This window comes from Leptospira levettii (genome assembly GCF_002812085.1).
Lineage (GTDB): Bacteria > Spirochaetota > Leptospiria > Leptospirales > Leptospiraceae > Leptospira_A > Leptospira_A levettii.
The window spans coordinates 39,854-55,993 of record NZ_NPDM01000010.1 but is presented as its reverse complement, the minus strand read 5'-3'; the positions used below and the strand labels follow the sequence as shown (position 1 = coordinate 55,993).

General features: G+C 37.3%; 17 protein-coding genes. 12 read left to right on the top strand and 5 right to left on the bottom strand.

Features of this window, described 5'->3' with window-relative positions:
* Nucleotides 1–338: 338 nt before the first annotated feature.
* Both CH354_RS18230 and CH354_RS18225 read left to right on the top strand, forming a co-directional pair.
* Nucleotides 339–1,253 (top strand): ArdC family protein, encoded by a 915-nt coding sequence (locus CH354_RS18230; RefSeq protein ID WP_100728763.1) that lies wholly within the window; start codon nt 339–341, stop codon nt 1,251–1,253.
* 443 nt (nt 1,254–1,696) lie between these two features.
* Nucleotides 1,697–2,803 carry a hypothetical protein gene (locus tag CH354_RS18225; RefSeq protein WP_100728762.1) on the top strand — a complete coding sequence of 369 codons (1,107 nt, stop codon included), beginning with the start codon at nt 1,697–1,699 and terminating at the stop codon, nt 2,801–2,803.
* Between the two features lie 427 nt (nt 2,804–3,230).
* Here the strand turns inward: CH354_RS18225 and CH354_RS18220 are convergent, their stop codons facing one another.
* Together CH354_RS18220 and CH354_RS18215 are read right to left on the bottom strand one after the other, a co-directional pair.
* Nucleotides 3,231–3,752, bottom strand: a complete 522-nt coding sequence (locus CH354_RS18220; RefSeq protein ID WP_100728684.1) for a HEAT repeat domain-containing protein — start codon at nt 3,750–3,752, stop codon at nt 3,231–3,233.
* Nucleotides 3,753–5,126, bottom strand: a complete 1,374-nt coding sequence (locus tag CH354_RS18215; RefSeq protein ID WP_100728683.1) for a M43 family zinc metalloprotease — start codon at nt 5,124–5,126, stop codon at nt 3,753–3,755.
* Nucleotides 5,127–5,234: 108 nt separating this feature from the next.
* Here CH354_RS18215 and CH354_RS18210 point away from each other — a divergent pair, with 108 nt between their 5' ends.
* The 4 genes from CH354_RS18210 (at nt 5,235) to CH354_RS18195 (ending at nt 9,507) form a co-directional block, all read left to right on the top strand.
* Nucleotides 5,235–5,462 carry a DUF167 domain-containing protein gene (locus tag CH354_RS18210; RefSeq protein ID WP_100726787.1) on the top strand — a complete coding sequence of 76 codons (228 nt, stop codon included), beginning with the start codon at nt 5,235–5,237 and terminating at the stop codon, nt 5,460–5,462.
* A 110-nt stretch (nt 5,463–5,572) separates the two neighbouring features.
* Complete coding sequence (locus CH354_RS18205) at nt 5,573–6,286, top strand: ABC transporter ATP-binding protein (protein WP_100726786.1); 714 nt, start codon at nt 5,573–5,575, stop codon at nt 6,284–6,286.
* The gene (locus tag CH354_RS18200) at nt 6,283–8,631 is read left to right on the top strand and encodes an ABC transporter permease (RefSeq protein ID WP_243396154.1); all 2,349 of its coding nucleotides are present in this window, start codon (nt 6,283–6,285) and stop codon (nt 8,629–8,631) included. Before CH354_RS18205 ends, CH354_RS18200 begins: the two co-directional genes overlap by 4 nt.
* Before the next feature lie 9 nt (nt 8,632–8,640).
* The gene (locus tag CH354_RS18195; RefSeq protein WP_243396153.1) at nt 8,641–9,507 is read left to right on the top strand and encodes an efflux RND transporter periplasmic adaptor subunit; all 867 of its coding nucleotides are present in this window, start codon (nt 8,641–8,643) and stop codon (nt 9,505–9,507) included.
* A gap of 3 nt (nt 9,508–9,510) precedes the next feature.
* On the opposite strand, the gene CH354_RS18190 is transcribed toward CH354_RS18195, so the two are convergent.
* Nucleotides 9,511–11,289 carry a PAS domain-containing sensor histidine kinase gene (locus CH354_RS18190; protein ID WP_207764248.1) on the bottom strand — a complete coding sequence of 593 codons (1,779 nt, stop codon included), beginning with the start codon at nt 11,287–11,289 and terminating at the stop codon, nt 9,511–9,513.
* A 143-nt stretch (nt 11,290–11,432) separates the two neighbouring features.
* On the bottom strand, nt 11,433–11,987 hold the full coding sequence (locus tag CH354_RS18185) for a TetR/AcrR family transcriptional regulator (RefSeq protein ID WP_100726784.1): 555 nt from the start codon (nt 11,985–11,987) through the stop codon (nt 11,433–11,435).
* A 28-nt stretch (nt 11,988–12,015) separates the two neighbouring features.
* Here CH354_RS18185 and CH354_RS18180 point away from each other — a divergent pair, with 28 nt between their 5' ends.
* The 6 genes from CH354_RS18180 (at nt 12,016) to CH354_RS18155 (ending at nt 15,075) form a co-directional block, all read left to right on the top strand.
* Complete coding sequence (locus CH354_RS18180; RefSeq protein WP_100726783.1) at nt 12,016–12,552, top strand: dihydrofolate reductase family protein; 537 nt, start codon at nt 12,016–12,018, stop codon at nt 12,550–12,552.
* A 131-nt stretch (nt 12,553–12,683) separates the two neighbouring features.
* On the top strand, nt 12,684–12,989 hold the full coding sequence (locus CH354_RS18175; protein ID WP_100726782.1) for a type II toxin-antitoxin system Phd/YefM family antitoxin: 306 nt from the start codon (nt 12,684–12,686) through the stop codon (nt 12,987–12,989).
* Nucleotides 12,990–12,994: 5 nt separating this feature from the next.
* Nucleotides 12,995–13,432, top strand: coding sequence for a PIN domain-containing protein (locus CH354_RS18170; protein ID WP_100726781.1), 438 nt, complete (start codon nt 12,995–12,997; stop codon nt 13,430–13,432).
* A gap of 144 nt (nt 13,433–13,576) precedes the next feature.
* A complete protein-coding gene (locus tag CH354_RS18165) occupies nt 13,577–13,837 on the top strand; it encodes a ribbon-helix-helix protein, CopG family (protein WP_100726780.1) in 261 nt (86 codons plus the stop codon).
* Complete coding sequence (locus CH354_RS18160; protein WP_100726779.1) at nt 13,815–14,231, top strand: type II toxin-antitoxin system VapC family toxin; 417 nt, start codon at nt 13,815–13,817, stop codon at nt 14,229–14,231. Before CH354_RS18165 ends, CH354_RS18160 begins: the two co-directional genes overlap by 23 nt.
* A gap of 58 nt (nt 14,232–14,289) precedes the next feature.
* Complete coding sequence (locus tag CH354_RS18155; RefSeq protein WP_100726778.1) at nt 14,290–15,075, top strand: TrmH family RNA methyltransferase; 786 nt, start codon at nt 14,290–14,292, stop codon at nt 15,073–15,075.
* 3 nt (nt 15,076–15,078) lie between these two features.
* Here CH354_RS18155 and CH354_RS18150 read toward each other — a convergent pair whose 3' ends face one another.
* Nucleotides 15,079–16,125, bottom strand: coding sequence for a serine/threonine protein kinase (locus CH354_RS18150; RefSeq protein ID WP_100726777.1), 1,047 nt, complete (start codon nt 16,123–16,125; stop codon nt 15,079–15,081).
* Between the last annotated feature and the right edge of the window lie 15 nt (nt 16,126–16,140).

The window sequence follows — 16,140 nt, the reverse complement described above, 5'->3', positions numbered from 1 at the left end:
CTTTTACCCATTGAGAGATCGAAACTTTTTCTTATCTGGCAGCTAATACAATTTTTTGAATGTATCTTGATCTAAAGACAATGATAACTGTGGCATGATTGGTAGCCTCCACAACTTCTGATACAAGTATGTTTGTAAGTTTACATTTTGTTGATCTTGTTTCCTGGACCTACGATTCTAATCGATTTTTACCAAATCCCATCCTATAAATTTTTTTTATCCAAATCTCCCATTTGTCCCAGGTAACACTTATATTCTCTTCTGTTTGCCGATGAATCCAACCGTTACTTTTTTCTTAAAATTGTGACACTTTCTCCGTTGGCTTTACATCCATTTGTATGAAACAGAACAAATCAAAGGAAATTACTAAAAGTATTACAAAGGATGTGATGGAGGCGATCCAGTCAGGCAGTCTTCAGAAGTGGGTCAAACCTTGGCGGAGTTTTGGATTTCCAATGAATGCATATACATACAAGTACTATGGTTTACTGAATACCTTTTGGCTCACCAATGACTTAGTGAAGTTCGGGTTTACTTATCCCGTTTGGGCCACTGAGAACCAATGGAAAAAACTCGGTTATTCATTGAAAGCAGGGGAATCGACAAAAACAGAAGTTTTATACCCTTGTCATGTTCAAATTCCAATCATTCCCAAAAAGAAATCTGCAGTTGAAGGTGGCGAGGATGAACTTGAAGAAACGGAAATTAAATATAAATCCTGTTTGGTCCATAAAGCATATCCTGTCCTAAACATTGCTCAAGTGAATGTTCCTGAAAGTGAATATCATTTGTTTGTCAAGATGACGGTTCAAAATGCTCCCGAAAGCGTTGCTCAGTTTGTGAAATCGATCAAACACAAGATGGAGGAGATCGGAAATGATCGAGCAGCGTATGTCGTCCAATCAGATACAATTTGGATGCCAAAAAAGGAGTATTTCATAAGTGAAGCAAACTACTGGGCGGCATACTTACACGAGTTAGGCCATTGGACTGGAGCTTTTCACAGATTGAATCGAGATTTATCTGATGGTATTCGAAATTATGCTTTTGAAGAATTGGTCGCTGAACTTTGCTCGGCTATCTTTGCTGGTGAATTTGGTTTTAGCGGAGAGTTGCAACATAAAGAATACATTGGGTCTTGGCTTAGGATCTTGGAAAACAATCCACGAGCAATTGTTAAAGCAGGATATCTTGCCATGGAAGCTGTGGAATATTTGAAGAAAGAAGCGAAGAAGGGGGTGGGGGCGAGATGAGGCCCTGCCTCATTCACCTTTAAATTTTTTGGCTCCTCTGTAGTTCAAAGCGAAGCATGAAAGTTGAATTATGCGGATTTGACTAACTTAAAATTTGGTCCAACAAAAGTGGGAAAGTCACTTCAAGTTTACATATCGCTTGAATCAGAAAAAGTGAGTTACCACTCAATTGATATACAGGTAATCAAAAATTAAACGAAATCTATTTTTAATTAAAATATATATAATAAAGTTGAATTGGAACGCAATTTATAATTCCATCTTTCCTTTTAATACAAGCCTAAATTGGTATTTCGAAACGCTTATTTGTTATTAAAGACTACTAAAATCGGTTTGACAGTAAAACATCTGTTTGTTTTATATTTGTTTACTGTTAGGCTAAAATTAGTTGATTAAATTTCCTGGATTGATTCTTTTGTGTAAAAATTAGGAAAAACGAATAAATGAAAAAAACAATATGCTTAATCTTGACTCTTCTGAATTCTATTCTTTATGCAGTTGATACACGTGAATCGGCGGTATACATTCGAGGATACGATCTTACAGTAGATTCAGCAACTTTGAAAAATGGGCTAAGTATTCAAAATTCATTAATCATTAATCGATTGATAGGTGGGACGACTAATTTAACAATGCCCGCTACTAATCAATTTAAAGGGAAGGGTGTTGAGTTTGGAATAAATAAGCGTCATAGTGGGCTTTTTGGGACAGATTTTGGAATTTCGTATGCTACTTTGTTTGCAGACTCAAATTACACTGGAGTGTATGCAACATCGTCTCTTAGGTCTGGTTCAGGCTCTTCTGCAATCAATTTAGCTTCTGAAAGTTTTACTGCGTATGAATTTACATCCAATAGACTACGGACGGCAAATATCAAAGTAGCAGAAAACATTTATTTGTTTCATGATTCTGGTCAGAAATTTTTGGAAGGTTTGGCTTTGAGATTAGGTGGTGAAATTTATGGAAATGAAATCAAGGCTACATCTCCATATAACATCTATAATTCTAATATTACAATCAACGGATCGAGAACGCAAGGAAGTGGTTTTGCGGTTGCTCCAATTAATGAGACAACTTACAATGAGGTATATTTGAATGCTATTTTGGGTTTGGGTTATAACTTAAAAATAGCAGAAGGCCATAACCTAACCATTGAATATGAGTATTTAAAAAGTGTGGCAAATTCAGGCGATTACAAAAACAAAACAAAATCTTTGCTAGCACTATCTCCTACACTTGCATTCCCTTCAGAGACAAAAATGAAAGGAAAAGTAGAATCTGAAATGGAAGGGAATCGTATAAGTTTAGGATATCGTTTTATGATTTCAGAAAATGTAAGTTTTGGTTTAAATTATTCTCATTCAGAAGCCACCCATAGAATCGTTGATAGTAAAGTGAAAGAGCCTGGCAATTTTTTTACTTTGTTAACAAGTGGTTCAAGTTTCAACCCAATCCCCTTTTTACTTGGAAGTCAGCCCGGATTCGGACCATACCCTGAAAACAAAGATATTCGTAGGCAAATAGGAATTGAATTCGCTCTTCGATATTAATATAAGAGGATAATTAATCGATGATTAACTAGAATCGGTAATAGCTGGTTTTGGTTAGTCAAATACAAGATTGATTCAATTAGACTTTCAGTTGCCGTGTCACTTATTTCCAAGCAAATTTCATTATTACGGTATATTGCTTTTTAATAACTGCTATGGTTCTGGCAGTTTTGGGTAATTTGGTTGGATTTTTTGGTTTTCAAAATTAATAAGGTATTGACATGGATTTATGAATTTTGTTAGAATTTGATTATGCAGCTAACGCATGATATGCGACATAATATACATTATCGCACGTTGCTCACTGCATCACGTAATGATCTACTCGAAATTCGACAGTAAACGAGGGTGTATTGTCGAATTTTGGATATAGTTTTTCTACCCTAATCTACATTAGGTGCTGTGAATGCTGTACGCATTAACAATATCAGTTTCGATTCAATTGTTTTAACTTATTTGGATCAATTTGATTCTGTTTGGGATTCAGATTTGTCTTCTTCGTATTCTTTACAACTGGTCCTAACTCTTTGTCGGATTCAAACTTCTTGATGAATTGAGTTTGTCTGTTTGGATCAATTTTGGAAAACCTTGAATAAGTGTTGATGGCAAGTTTTCGAAGATGAGAGTTTTCATGAGTGTCTTCAATGGTTTTTTCAAGAGCAACTTGGCTTGTAGGATTTTGGTACAACTCCAATAGACGTATCGCTCTTGCTCGAATAAAAACATAGTTATCTTTGGATTGGGCAATTTTGATCAAATAAGGCAATGGAACATCTGTCACTTTTCCAATTCTTTCTTTGTAAACCTCACCTTCTTCTTGGTGGTGAGAGTTAGAGAGAATCTCTTTGATCTTTAGGTATGTTTGGAGATCTAAATCCTCTGCATTGATTGGAAACATAACAAAGATACAGAGACTTAAAATGATGAATGGGAATCGAACTTGTTTCATTTAATATACCAAAGGATTCAATCTAAGAATCCACCCTTGTTCCGCCGTAATCTCACCTTGTGTGAAACCAACTGCCCCGGACCAAAACATCATATTTCGCCCGCCTGAATTTGTTCCACTTCCCCCCAAACATTCATTTAAATCGATAATACCATTGAAATTGATATCATTTGAAATATGACAGGTAGGTGTGTCTCGGAGTGGATCTTTATCGGCGATCGCTCCATTATCTCCATATGCTTCTGTGACATGCCAAAGCCCTAAGAAGTGTCCTGCTTCATGAGATAAGGTTTCACCAAGTAATACTTGTTCATCGTAAGTCATCACTTCTCCAGGATTGGAATACAATCGATGTGCATCGACAAAGACAACAATCCCTGATTGTTTGGTTCCGAGAATCGTAGCAGGACCTGGAATTCCACCTGACACACCAAGTACACCTCCATATTGGATTTCCTCTCTGACAATGAAAACATTGAGTGCATTCGGTTTGCCCACAAAACTTGTTGTTTGGAACAATCCACCTAGACTCCCTGGAAATCCAGTCTCGGTTCCAAGATCAAAAATCATATCATAACCAGATAAATCTGCTGATATCACAGACACATTGAGTTTGATTCTGACGGATGACTTTGCATAATTTTCTTTCCATCGATTCAAGGCAACTTCGATAGCTTGTTCTGTTTGGATCGGGTACGCTGGCCCATTCCCTCCATTCACAAAGATGAGATTAACATTCAATTTTTTTTCTGAGTTCCAGAAATGGTTTAATCCACTCGTAGAACTAAGAGCGGTTGAAGTTTGAAAATTGGATTCATCAATCTCCAACTTACGACAGGAATTAACAAAGGTAACCTTCGCACCTGAGGGATCTTCGAAATTAAAATCAACTCCCAATGGTTGCGAAGTATCTACCGTATTGGATATGGAAACGGCAGGACTTGTTGCATACGAAGTATCTTTAGCATAAGGTAACATCGAAGTATGGGTATTATAACCGATATAGGTTGCTACGTCTTTATTGAGAAACCCAGTGCTCGGATTATTTCGATCCAAATACCATAACGGAAATAATCCACCTGGAATCGAATCAAGATTCTCTAATACGACTTGGACCATGGGACGCGTTTTGTTCAAAGTAACTGGAGATATCGAGGTATATAGGAATACATCTCCATTGGGAGACCAAGCACCAATGGGAATGGGCTCTATCGATTCCGTTGTCGTACACGGGCCTGTACTGGAATTGAGTAATGAATTGACGAGAAGGAGTGACAAAACATTGTCTGGGATACCTGAGTCGGCTTTCTTTTTGACACAATGAGAGAGAAAGAGCAGTATAGAAAAAAGAATTAGAATTTTGTACTTTCGCATATATAGTTCAACAATTCAAATCGTTGGATTTTTCTGAAATATTCAATTCTTTTAATCTGGAAACAATTTTTTTGCCATATATCGGCTGTTCCACGCATTAGATTCAAAATGAAAATTTCAGTGAAAGTGAAAGCAAACCAAAAGACGCAAAGCCTGGAATTTCAATCCGAGACGGAATGCATAGCAAAGTTAAAATCATTGCCGATCAAAGGCAAAGCCAATCAAGAATTAGTTGGTCTTCTAGCGAAACATTTCGGAGTCACAAAAAAGGATATTGAAATCATTTCCGGCCATGTTTCCAACATAAAAATCGTAGAAATCTCTAATTTGGATTGATAAGTATCAATCACCTACTCCTATCACGTTTCGTTTTTTCTGTTCACAGGATTGTTTTAAAAGTATAATCTGTACAATTTGACAATCCACTCGATTTCTGGAAACATAAGATGAAACAGCCTTCACCACTTCTCCAAACCAAAAACCTCGGAAAAACATACCAAGTTGGCGAAGTGCCTCTCGTTGCTCTTCATTCGGTCAATGTCGATTTTTTTGAAGGGGAACTGGTTGTCATGTTAGGAGCCTCAGGGTCTGGCAAATCTACCCTTCTCAATATTTTAGGTGGTTTGGATACCGCAACCACTGGAGAAGTGCTTTTCCATGGAAACACATTAGCACTCGAGTCAGATGAAGGCCTAACCCTCTACCGAAGGAACCATGTGGGTTTTGTCTTTCAGTTCTATAATTTAATCCCAAGTTTGACTGCAGAAGAAAACGTAAGACTTGTAACCGATCTATCAAAAAATTCCATGTCACCATTGGAAGCTCTCACACTTGTGAAATTAAGTGAAAGAAAAGATCACTTCCCAGCACAACTTTCCGGTGGCGAACAACAACGGGTTGCCATCGCACGAGCCATTGCCAAAAGACCAGAACTCTTGTTATGTGATGAACCAACGGGAGCATTGGATTTTAAAACAGGAAGGATTGTCTTAGAAGCAATCACTGGGATCAACAAAGACCTAGGAACCACAACCGTTGTGATCACCCATAATGAATCCATCGCTCAAATTGCGGACCGCATCATACTCGTCAAAGATGGAACCATTGTTTCTGACGCGAAGAACAAACACAAAAAATCAGTCTCTGAGGTGAGTTGGTGATTGGCTCCACTCTCAATTTAAAACTGTTACGAGATCTAAAAACGATCTCTTTACAAGGTTTAACTGTTGGACTTGTCATCGCAGCAGGTCTCAGTTATTTCTCCGCATCGTGGTCATCCTATTTTTCTTTATTACAAGCCAAGGAACAATTTTACAGCAAACAAAGTTTATGTGATGGGTTTGTGTATTTGAATCGTGCTCCCAATTTTTTAGAACGAAAAATTGCAGACCTTCCTGGGATTACCAATTTCGAAACAAGGATTTCAAAAGAAATCGTTTTGGATTTCCCAAGCGAAGTGTATCCTTCTGCGGCTCAACTTTTATCCTTAACCGATCACATCAATACCATCTATTTAACCAAAGGATCATTACCAAAACAAAACCAAGAAGTGGTGATCAGCGAAAGTTTTGCCAAAGCAAATGATTTAGAACCTGGAGCAGAACTCTCTACGATCATTGGAGGGAAACGTGTCCTACTTACGGTCACAGGGATTGGACTCTCTCCAGAATTTGTCTATGTCTTTCGCCCAGGAAACCCTCTCCCTGATGACAAACACTATGGAATCTTCTGGATGAAACGAGAGGCTATCGAAGCCAATTTTAATTTTGAATCCTCCTTCAATCAGGTGATTTTCCAACTCACAAAAGATCCCTTAGATCGAAAGAGAACACTACACGACTTAGATTTAATCCTGGATGAATACGGTGGCCTTGGTGCCAAAGAACGAAAGTTTTTACCTTCCGAATCCTTTTTAAACGATGAATTTAGACAACTGCGGACAACAGCAGTTTTCCTTCCTGGGATCTTCCTTGCCATCGCGGCCTTTTTATTACACATCATCTCCAATCGTCTCATCACAAAAGAAAGAGAACAAATTGCAACCTTACGCGCATTAGGATACACTGCCTTACAAATTGTTTTCCATTATCTAAAACTCATTTCCTTTATCACTGCAATTAGCAGTATGCTCGGAATTTTCATTGGGTACATTCTTGGAAATGCGATGACAAACCTATATGGAGAATTTTATAAATTCCCCCATTTGATTCCTGTATTCCCACCTCTTTTGATGTTCTTTAGTTTTTTCTTTGGAATCTTCATTGGCGGGATCGGCACTCTTTTTTCCTTATACAGCATCATCAAACTAGACCCAGCACAAGCCATGCGCCCTGCTCCCCCCGGGAAATATTCCATCGCATTTTGGGAATCATGGATCACCAATATGCAAACCATCCAAAGGATGGTACTCCGAAACTTATTCAAAAGGCCCATGCGAACACTCTTAACGATTCTTGGATTATCCACATCCATTATGATCATGATCATTGGAAACTTCATCCAAGATACAGTTGGATCTCTTTTGGATTTGCAGTTTAATACTATCCAACGTGAGTCATTGACATTAACATTTCGTAATCCCATCCATGAGTCTGTTTTATTCGAACTGAAAGAGATGGATGGAGTTTTCCTTGCGGAAGGGCAAAGGTCCATTCCGATTAAGATGACAAAGGACAGGAAGAGTAAAGACATAGTCCTCACAGGCCTTCCCGATCATTCCGAATTAAGAAAAATTCTCGGACAAGATTTAAAACCCTTACAAATTCCAATTTCTGGAATCATGGTAAACCAAGACTTAGCAAAACGGATGGACATCCATATGGGTGAAACAATTCAAATCGAAACTCTTGATGGAGAAAAAAAGAAATTTTCTGTCCAAGTCACATCCTTTGCCAATGAAATTTTGGGACAAGGTGTATTCATAAACAAAGAGAATTTGAATCGAATCTTAGAAGAAGGAAATCTCATCAATACTGCTTTGTTAAAAACAGATCCAAAGAAAGACATTGAGTTAATCAAAGAATTTAAAGATGATCCACTCGTCATTGGTCTTTTTTCCAAAACAGCCATCCTCAAGGGGTTCCAAGAAGTGATGCAGAGATCCTTACAATCTACCTCTGTCATCATCCTCATTTTTACTGTCATCATCTCGATAGGAGTGATCTACAATACGGCAATGATCACTCTCTCCGAAAGGATTTATGAATTAGGAAGTTTGCGGATCTTAGGATTCACGTTAAAAGAGGTATTTGCCATCATTGCTTGGGAATTATCATGGCAAATTCTATGTGCCATTCCCATCGGGTGTTTCTTTGGATACCAAGTGGCAAATTTAATCTTAAATAGTAATGAAACAGAAGGATTCAAAATTCCCGCCACGATTTACCCTTCCACATATTATTATTCAATCCTACTTGCTTTAATCACAGCGGGGATTAGCTATTTGATTGTATTTAGGAAATTAAAAACCATGGATTTATTAAGTGTTTTAAAGGTAAGGGAATAAAAGATGCAAATGGATTTCGTAGAAATATTAAAATCTAAGAATGCAAAGATTGGGATTGGAGTATTATTGCTTGTTGGTTTCTCCTTCTTAATTTTACGCAAGAATCCCAAACCAGTTGAGATCTCAAAAGTATCCAAAGGAACGTACCAACAAATCCTTTCCGTCCAAGGGAAATCAAAGATCAAAGAATTATATACTGTGTATTCGCCTGTGAATGGGGTGATGCGAAGGGTAGAACTCCATGCGGGTGACCAAGTGAGGAAAGGTATGACCCTACTCACTGTCGATTGGGACATTGTCAAAACTGTGAAAGCCAATACGAATGGCCAAATTTTAAAAGTATACAGAGAGAGTGCTGGTCCCGTTGCCATGGAGGAAAGAATCTTAGAGTATGGCGATCTTTCCAAACTAGAAATCATAGCCTATATCTTAACGGAAGACATGCCAGAACTGACATTAGGTGATCCTGTGAATCTGTCTGGATTTGGCGAACAAATCTTAAAAGGGAAAATCGCAAACATTGAACCCGCAGCCATTACGAAGGTTTCTTCTCTTGGAGTGGAAGAACAAAGAGTTCCTATATCAATCGCATTTGATCCTCCGAGTGGAATGGGTGATGGTTATGAATTAGAATGTAAGATCATTCTCTTCGAAAAACCAAACTCCATTCTCATACCAAGTTCAGCACTCTTCCGCCAAGATGACAAATGGGCGGTGTATACTGTTGAGAAGAAAAAAGCAAAATTACGATTTGTAAACGTAGAAAACCAAAGTGAAGGGATTAGTCTCATCAACGATGGTTTGAAGGAAGGAGAATCCATCATTTTGTATCCAGGTGATGGAATCTCTGATGGCACAAAAGTTGTCGCGGAGTAACGCTTAATTGCCTTTGGGAAGAGTGAAGTAAAATTTAGATCCCTTCCCTACTTCACTCTCCACAAAAATTTTCCCATGGTTTTTTTCGATAAATTCCTTACAAAGGATCAAACCAAGAGTTGTGCCTCTTTCGCCTAAGGTTCCTGGCATACTTTTTTGTTTGGCATCAATTTGAAAAAACGTACTTCGAATTTCATCTGATATTCCTGTCCCAAAATCTTCTACTTGAATGGATACATTTCCATCCTTTAGTTCTGCAGTGATCTTTACTTCCCCACCAACATGAGAATACTTAATCGCATTAGAAACTAAATTTCTTAATATCGTTTCTAACATATTCTCATCAGCAAAAACATAAATATCATTCCCAACTAAATTCTGAACCCGAATCCCTTTATTTGATGTCATAAACGTAAAGTAAGAGATAACAGTATCCACCGACGTTTTCACGGATACATTCTCTGGTAAAAATGATATCTCATTGGTTTGAGACCTAGCCCAAGTTAATAAATTTTCAAGTAAGGCATACACTTCACCTGAGGATTGGTATAAAATATTCAGATCATTTCGTATTCGTTTCGGAGACCTGGTTTCCATATCTTCCAATATCATGCCAATGAATGTATTCATCCCACCGATAGGACCCTTTAGATCATGAGATATGATGGAGAAAAATTTATCTTTTGTTTGGTTTAATAATTGTAGTTCCTTAAAATAACGATTCATCTCCTCTTCTGATTTTTTCCTGCCATCAATATCACGAGAGACACCGAGTAATTCTATTTCTGAATTTTGGTTCTTTTGAAAGACTGTATTGGCTTCAATCCAAATCGTAGATCCATCCTTTCGCACTAACTCAAGTTCGTAGGCATAAGGGATTTTCATACTGGAAGTACGAAAATCATTCATCCGTGGGATTAACAATTCCTTCAATTGCAAATAAGAATCTTGTGTATATGCATTCGATAGGTGTTGATCTGATGCTTCCTGGATGGAATACCCTGTCACTTGCGTAATGGAAGGACTCACATACGTAAACTTTTCTAAATCAAAATTCCATACCCAAATGATATCAGTCGAATTTTCGGCGAGCGATTTGTATTTCTCTTCATCTTGGATTTGTCCTTTGATAAAGATATCAATGCACATTAATAAAAAACCAAATGTAATCAGGACAGAGATAATATAAAAAAATAAATAGGTAATGTCTTGGATTGGCCCTTTCCCAAATGCAATTTGAGTGACTGAAACTTCCGTAAATGTATAAACAAGAACTCGGCCAAAAAGAAATAAACCGCTAAAGAGGAAAAAATAAAATATAAAATTCCCTGTTAGTCGTTGTCTTTTGTTCTCAACATAGATCGTTTTTGCTGTGAGAAAAAAATAAACGCTCGGAAAGAAAGAAAGAATCGAGATCCGGTATTGTGGTGGGAATGTTGAAAACTGATAGAGTACAAGTGTTCCAAACAGTACTGCCGCAAAGAAGATTCCTACTTTCCAATTTGCTTTTTTCCCAAATAAATTCACAATGATAACATGATAAGACACAATCGATAAGAATATGAAGGTGTTACCAAAACTAATGGATACCCAATCAGGGACTTGGCCCCGAAGAGCGCCCATGACAATCCAGCCAAAACCTTGCAACAAAGTCGCAAGGGACCAAGCCTTCACCATCCTGAGTTTTTTAAAATAATAACCCGAAGCAAACCATAGGCCAGCCGACATCAAAAGACATCCGACAATATTGATAAAAACAACGGTTCTTGGATCTAAATTCATGAAGTGCGACAGGATAACGAGTATTTGTATAGAAAATTGAAAAGAGGCGAAACGCAACTCATTTTAAAGACTAAGCAGATAATATGTTTTGAATCAGAATGATTCCAATCTAGTAGTTCCACTAAGGATAGAGTAAAACCAATTTAAGTCAAACGAGTGTTATAAAACAAACGATGGAAGAGGATTGTAAGTGATTCTCTAAATTGCTCTGTTTGCTTCTCTTTTGTTCTACCATTCAATCGTTTACGTGGCTTGTTGGAAACAGAGAGTGCGTTCCCATGAATGAAATCAACCAAAATGTCCCTGGTGAGTTCTGGATCCTCGTAGGGACTTGAGGCTTGGATCAAATCCAAGATCATATCATTTAACAGTCTCACTGCCGGGTATTCCTCGTTTGGACTTTGGATCAGGTATAAAGACAAATCAATGTATTGGATAAAAAAGGATCTATACTCTATAAGCACTGATTCCAATTTTTCTTTCTCTTTCGCTTTTGTTTCCTCCAATTGTAATCCCTCATAAAATTTGCGAAAGACTACATCCACAAGCTCGGCCAAAAGTTGGTCTTTATTTTTGAAGTAATAGTATATCGTCATCGGATCGATTGCTAATTTTTCAGCGAGTTTTCGCATACTGAAGGACTTTAATCCTTCTTTTTTTAGCAAACGTAAGGCCTGATTTGTGATTTTTTCTTTCATTTTCTGATAATTTCTACAGTGTAGAAATATGATATCATTAAAAGCATATATTGCAACTAGCCTAGACGGATTGATTGCAAAAAAAGATGGATCCGTCGACTGGCTTCACTCGGAAAAATACCATCTGGAAAATGAAGACTTCGGATACGAAAAGTTTATGAAATCCATCGATTGTATCGTGATGGGTCGAATTACGTTTGAAACTGTTTTACAGTTCGAACCCTATCCATTCGAAAACGTACCTGTTATCGTGGTATCAAACAATCCAAACTACCAAATCAAATCGAAACATCAGATTACGATCTTCACACGCTCGTTACGAGAACTCATAGCTTTTCTCGAATCGAATCAGTACCAAAATGTCTATGTGGACGGTGGGAAACTCATCCAATCGTTTCTTAAAGAATCCCTATTGGATGAAATCACAATCACTCAAATTCCAATAGTACTTGGAAGTGGGATCCCACTCTTTAATGGTATTGAGAGAGAGATTGATCTGAAACATAGAAAAACACAAACCTTTCCGAATGGATTTGTCCAAACTGAATATGTGATAGTGAAATAAGGAATGTTATGTGCAAGGACGGTCAAGTGAACGTTAAATATTAAAATTCCTAATTTAAGACGACAAAGAAAGACAATTTCTACAGGAAAATCAATTGACAAAAGTGGTCACAATGGTCACAATTTAATATTATGATATCGGTCGGAATTCGCGAATTAAAATCTCATCTTAGCCAATATATCGAATTAGTTAAAAATGGTGAAAATGTGCTCATTACAGAGCACAACAGAGTTGTTGCAGAACTCAAATATCCCGAAAAAGAAAACTCCGACAATAATGTACAAAAAATTCTGAATCAACTTGCAAGCGAAGGAAAATTAATTCCTGCTAAACGAAAATCTACACAAATCAGTAAAATTCAAAAACAAAACCTAACTCATAAAAAACAAGGAGATTGGTGGGCCTTATACCAAGACTCAAAAGAAGATAAGTTTTAATATAAATGATCTACTATATTGAATCTAGTATTATACTTTCTATCATTCTAGGGGATCATTTTAACGATAAGGCAGTAAAAATTTGGAATGCTCCTAGCGAAAAAGTGAGTTCTATCCTTACCCTAATAGAAGCGACTATTGTTTTAAGAAGATTCTTTAAAAATAACAAAAAGAACCTTTCTGCGCAATGGCTTTCGAAGCATGAAAAACTACTAAAAGAATTACTTTCTGAATGTTCCTTAATGAAAATTGACGAGAGTATTCAATCAATCATTGAATTAAAGAAGGAAATTGCAGATTGTAGGTCTTTAGATGGTATCCATGTTGCAACTGCAATTTTTTTAAAAGATGTTATGCATTCATCAAACTTTGCATTTCATAGTTTTGATACTAGAGTCAATGAAGTAGCGGCAAAATTCGGATTAAAACCAGACGTCGTATAATATCGCGGAAAAGCTGTAATACGGGACTTAAAGCTAGGGAACATCGTCTCTCTTAAATCATATGCGCAAAGACGAAAAAAACTTAAGTCTGACAAAAAAAATAGGACTTGACTGTAATACACTTCCGTATTACATTTTTAAATTATGATCAGCCTACGCCTGCCCCCAGAACTAGAAAGAAAACTAGATTCATTTGCAAAATCTGAAGGGAAAAGTCGCACAGAAATAGTGAAGGAATCTATTCTGCACTATATCAAAAGTCGTGGGGATAACAAAACTCCCTATGAATTAGGTTTAGATTTGTTTGGAAAATATGATTCTGCGAATTCTGATTTAGCTCAGAATCGAAAAGCTTACCTACAGAAAGCAATCGGAAAGAAGAATGAAACACGTAGCTCTCATTGATTCCGGTCCTATCATTGCGTTATTCAATTCGAAAGATAAGTTCCACAAACAGACTCTAAAATTTCTTAAATCTTATCATGGTGAATTAGTTTCTTCGTGGCCAGTGATTACCGAAGTTATATATCTGCTTTCTTTCTCAGTTGAAGCACAATCAGACTTTCTTGAATGGATTGAAAGAGGAAGTATCAAAATATTTGATTTAAATATCGAGGATCTTAAATATATTAAAAATCGAATGAGAAAGTATTCAGATCTACCTATGGATTTAGCTGATGCTTCCTTAATGTGTATTTCGGAAAAAATGGGAATCGAACGAATCGTTAGTATTGATTTAGACTTTTCGATTTACAAAAACTTAAAAGGGAAATTTTTACAAAACCTTTTTAAAGTTTAAATCCGACCAAGTGCATAACAGCATTTTGAGAAGGTGCACATAAGATAGAAATAGACTCATGCAAAAAATCCTAACCCCACATGACGAAAGACTCACCGATTATTCGCTTCTGAAATCGAAGGAATCACTGTCTGATACTTTCGTTGCGGATCATGAAAAAACAGCCGTTAGATTGCTTTTATCAGATTTTGAAGTCCAATCGGTTTTTTGCACAGAGAAATATTGGCAAAAACACAAAGACCTCATCACATCCAAATTACAAAATGAAGAGATGTGTTTTGTTGCCGATAAATCCATCTTTGAAGAAACCATTGGTTTCCATGTGCACCAAGGGTTTATGGCAGTTGGGAAACAAAAATGGGCAAAAGAAGAAGACCTAACGTCTCCCATCCTTATCCTCAATGCAATCGTTGATAGTGAAAATATAGGCTCAATCCTTCGTTGTGCAGCAGCCTTTGGCATCCAATCGGTGTTACTCGATACCAAGTCAGCCTCACCCTACCTCAGACGTTCTGTCAGAGTCTCCATGGGTGCAATCTTCCAATTGAAGGTAGCAAAATCAGCCAACCTACCCGAATCGATTCACCGAATGAAGAAGAGGTCTGCGAAAGTGATCGCACTCGCCCTTCCCAAGGAAAATTCAGATCACATTCCAAAATCAAAAACCATCCAAGAGATGGGAAAACAAGAGAACTTAGTTCTCATCATTGGGAATGAAGCTAACGGGATTGAGGAAACTGTGTTGGATTCATCAGATGCGATTGGTTACATCCCAATGAAAAACCAAATCGATTCACTGAATGTATCCCATGCCTTGGCTGTGGCTCTTTCACACCTTCTTTAAATCTTAGTTATCCCAATCCCAAAAAAAATCTTTATTCGTCATCTCTGGTTCTGCGTTTTCTTTCGGAGTAGAGGGAGAAGGATTGGCATCATCCAAATCACGGTTTGCATTTTCTAAATCTAACGTTTCTTTTAACCAATATTCTTCTGTTCCGAAATGAGGGAAAAGAGAGGGAAACGATGGATCTTCCCAACGTTTTCCAATCCATGCTGCATAATGGATGAATCGAATGATTCGTAATGGTTCAATTAATTTGAGCCAGTTTTCATCAAAGTCTGCAAACATACAGTAACCAGCAAAAAAATCAAAGAACTCATGTTTACGATCTGCTTCCCCAAACGGAAGTAACATCCAAAAATCTTGAACAATGGGTCCATGTAAAAAATCATCAAAATCTAAAATGCTAAATCCATCGGGAGAGATTAATAAATTCCCTTTGTGACAATCGCCATGAATCCTTTGGGAAGGGATATGGTATTCTTTTGTCAGTGATTCAAAAACTGCAAAGGCACTGCGTGCATTTGTTTCGTACCGTTCCGCCAAAGTTTGATTCGTGATGAATTTTTGATCCAAGATATATTGCAGCGCAGTGAGTCCATAACTTGGTATATCAAGTGATGGTCTACTTTTGATTTGACTTCGTTTCCCAACAGAATGGATCCTTCCGAGGAGTGCTCCCACTCGTTCCAAATCGTTTGATTGGATTTCTTCTACAATCCTTCCATTGCGTAAAGGCCAAATGGCAAAGTAAATTCCTTCCCATTCGAAGAGTGTTTTTCCATCAATTGCGATCGGTGCAAGAACAGGGATTTCTTCTGCCGCTAACTCTTGTAAAAAAGCATGTTCTTCTAGGATTTGTTTTTGGTTCCATTTCCCTGGTCGATAGAATTTAACAACAATCCTTCCAGCTTTTGCCGTTTCGATATCGTAAACACGATTCTCAACACTATTTAATACAAAATACCTTCCGGTTGTTTCATACCCAAGGGATTCGATCGCATTTAAAATCGTATCGGGGGTTAATTGGTAAAAAGAATGATGGAGGTTCAAGTGGATAATCAGATA

Excerpts from the sequence above, each read along its gene's own strand:
- CH354_RS18210 (WP_100726787.1), top strand. The coding sequence starts at position 5,235 with ATGAAAATTTCAGTGAAAGTGAAAGCAAACCAAAAGACGCAAAGCCTG.
- CH354_RS18180 (WP_100726783.1), top strand. The coding sequence starts at position 12,016 with ATGATATCATTAAAAGCATATATTGCAACTAGCCTAGACGGATTGATT.
- CH354_RS18225 (WP_100728762.1), top strand. The coding sequence starts at position 1,697 with ATGAAAAAAACAATATGCTTAATCTTGACTCTTCTGAATTCTATTCTT.
- CH354_RS18205 (WP_100726786.1), top strand. The coding sequence starts at position 5,573 with ATGAAACAGCCTTCACCACTTCTCCAAACCAAAAACCTCGGAAAAACA.
- CH354_RS18170 (WP_100726781.1), top strand. The coding sequence starts at position 12,995 with ATGATCTACTATATTGAATCTAGTATTATACTTTCTATCATTCTAGGG.
- CH354_RS18215 (WP_100728683.1), bottom strand. The coding sequence starts at position 5,126 with ATGCGAAAGTACAAAATTCTAATTCTTTTTTCTATACTGCTCTTTCTC.
- CH354_RS18165 (WP_100726780.1), top strand. The coding sequence starts at position 13,577 with ATGATCAGCCTACGCCTGCCCCCAGAACTAGAAAGAAAACTAGATTCA.
- CH354_RS18155 (WP_100726778.1), top strand. The coding sequence starts at position 14,290 with ATGCAAAAAATCCTAACCCCACATGACGAAAGACTCACCGATTATTCG.
- CH354_RS18230 (WP_100728763.1), top strand. The coding sequence starts at position 339 with ATGAAACAGAACAAATCAAAGGAAATTACTAAAAGTATTACAAAGGAT.
- CH354_RS18185 (WP_100726784.1), bottom strand. The coding sequence starts at position 11,987 with ATGAAAGAAAAAATCACAAATCAGGCCTTACGTTTGCTAAAAAAAGAA.
- CH354_RS18160 (WP_100726779.1), top strand. The coding sequence starts at position 13,815 with ATGAAACACGTAGCTCTCATTGATTCCGGTCCTATCATTGCGTTATTC.
- CH354_RS18195 (WP_243396153.1), top strand. The coding sequence starts at position 8,641 with ATGGATTTCGTAGAAATATTAAAATCTAAGAATGCAAAGATTGGGATT.
- CH354_RS18175 (WP_100726782.1), top strand. The coding sequence starts at position 12,684 with ATGATATCGGTCGGAATTCGCGAATTAAAATCTCATCTTAGCCAATAT.
- CH354_RS18220 (WP_100728684.1), bottom strand. The coding sequence starts at position 3,752 with ATGAAACAAGTTCGATTCCCATTCATCATTTTAAGTCTCTGTATCTTT.
- CH354_RS18190 (WP_207764248.1), bottom strand. The coding sequence starts at position 11,289 with ATGAATTTAGATCCAAGAACCGTTGTTTTTATCAATATTGTCGGATGT.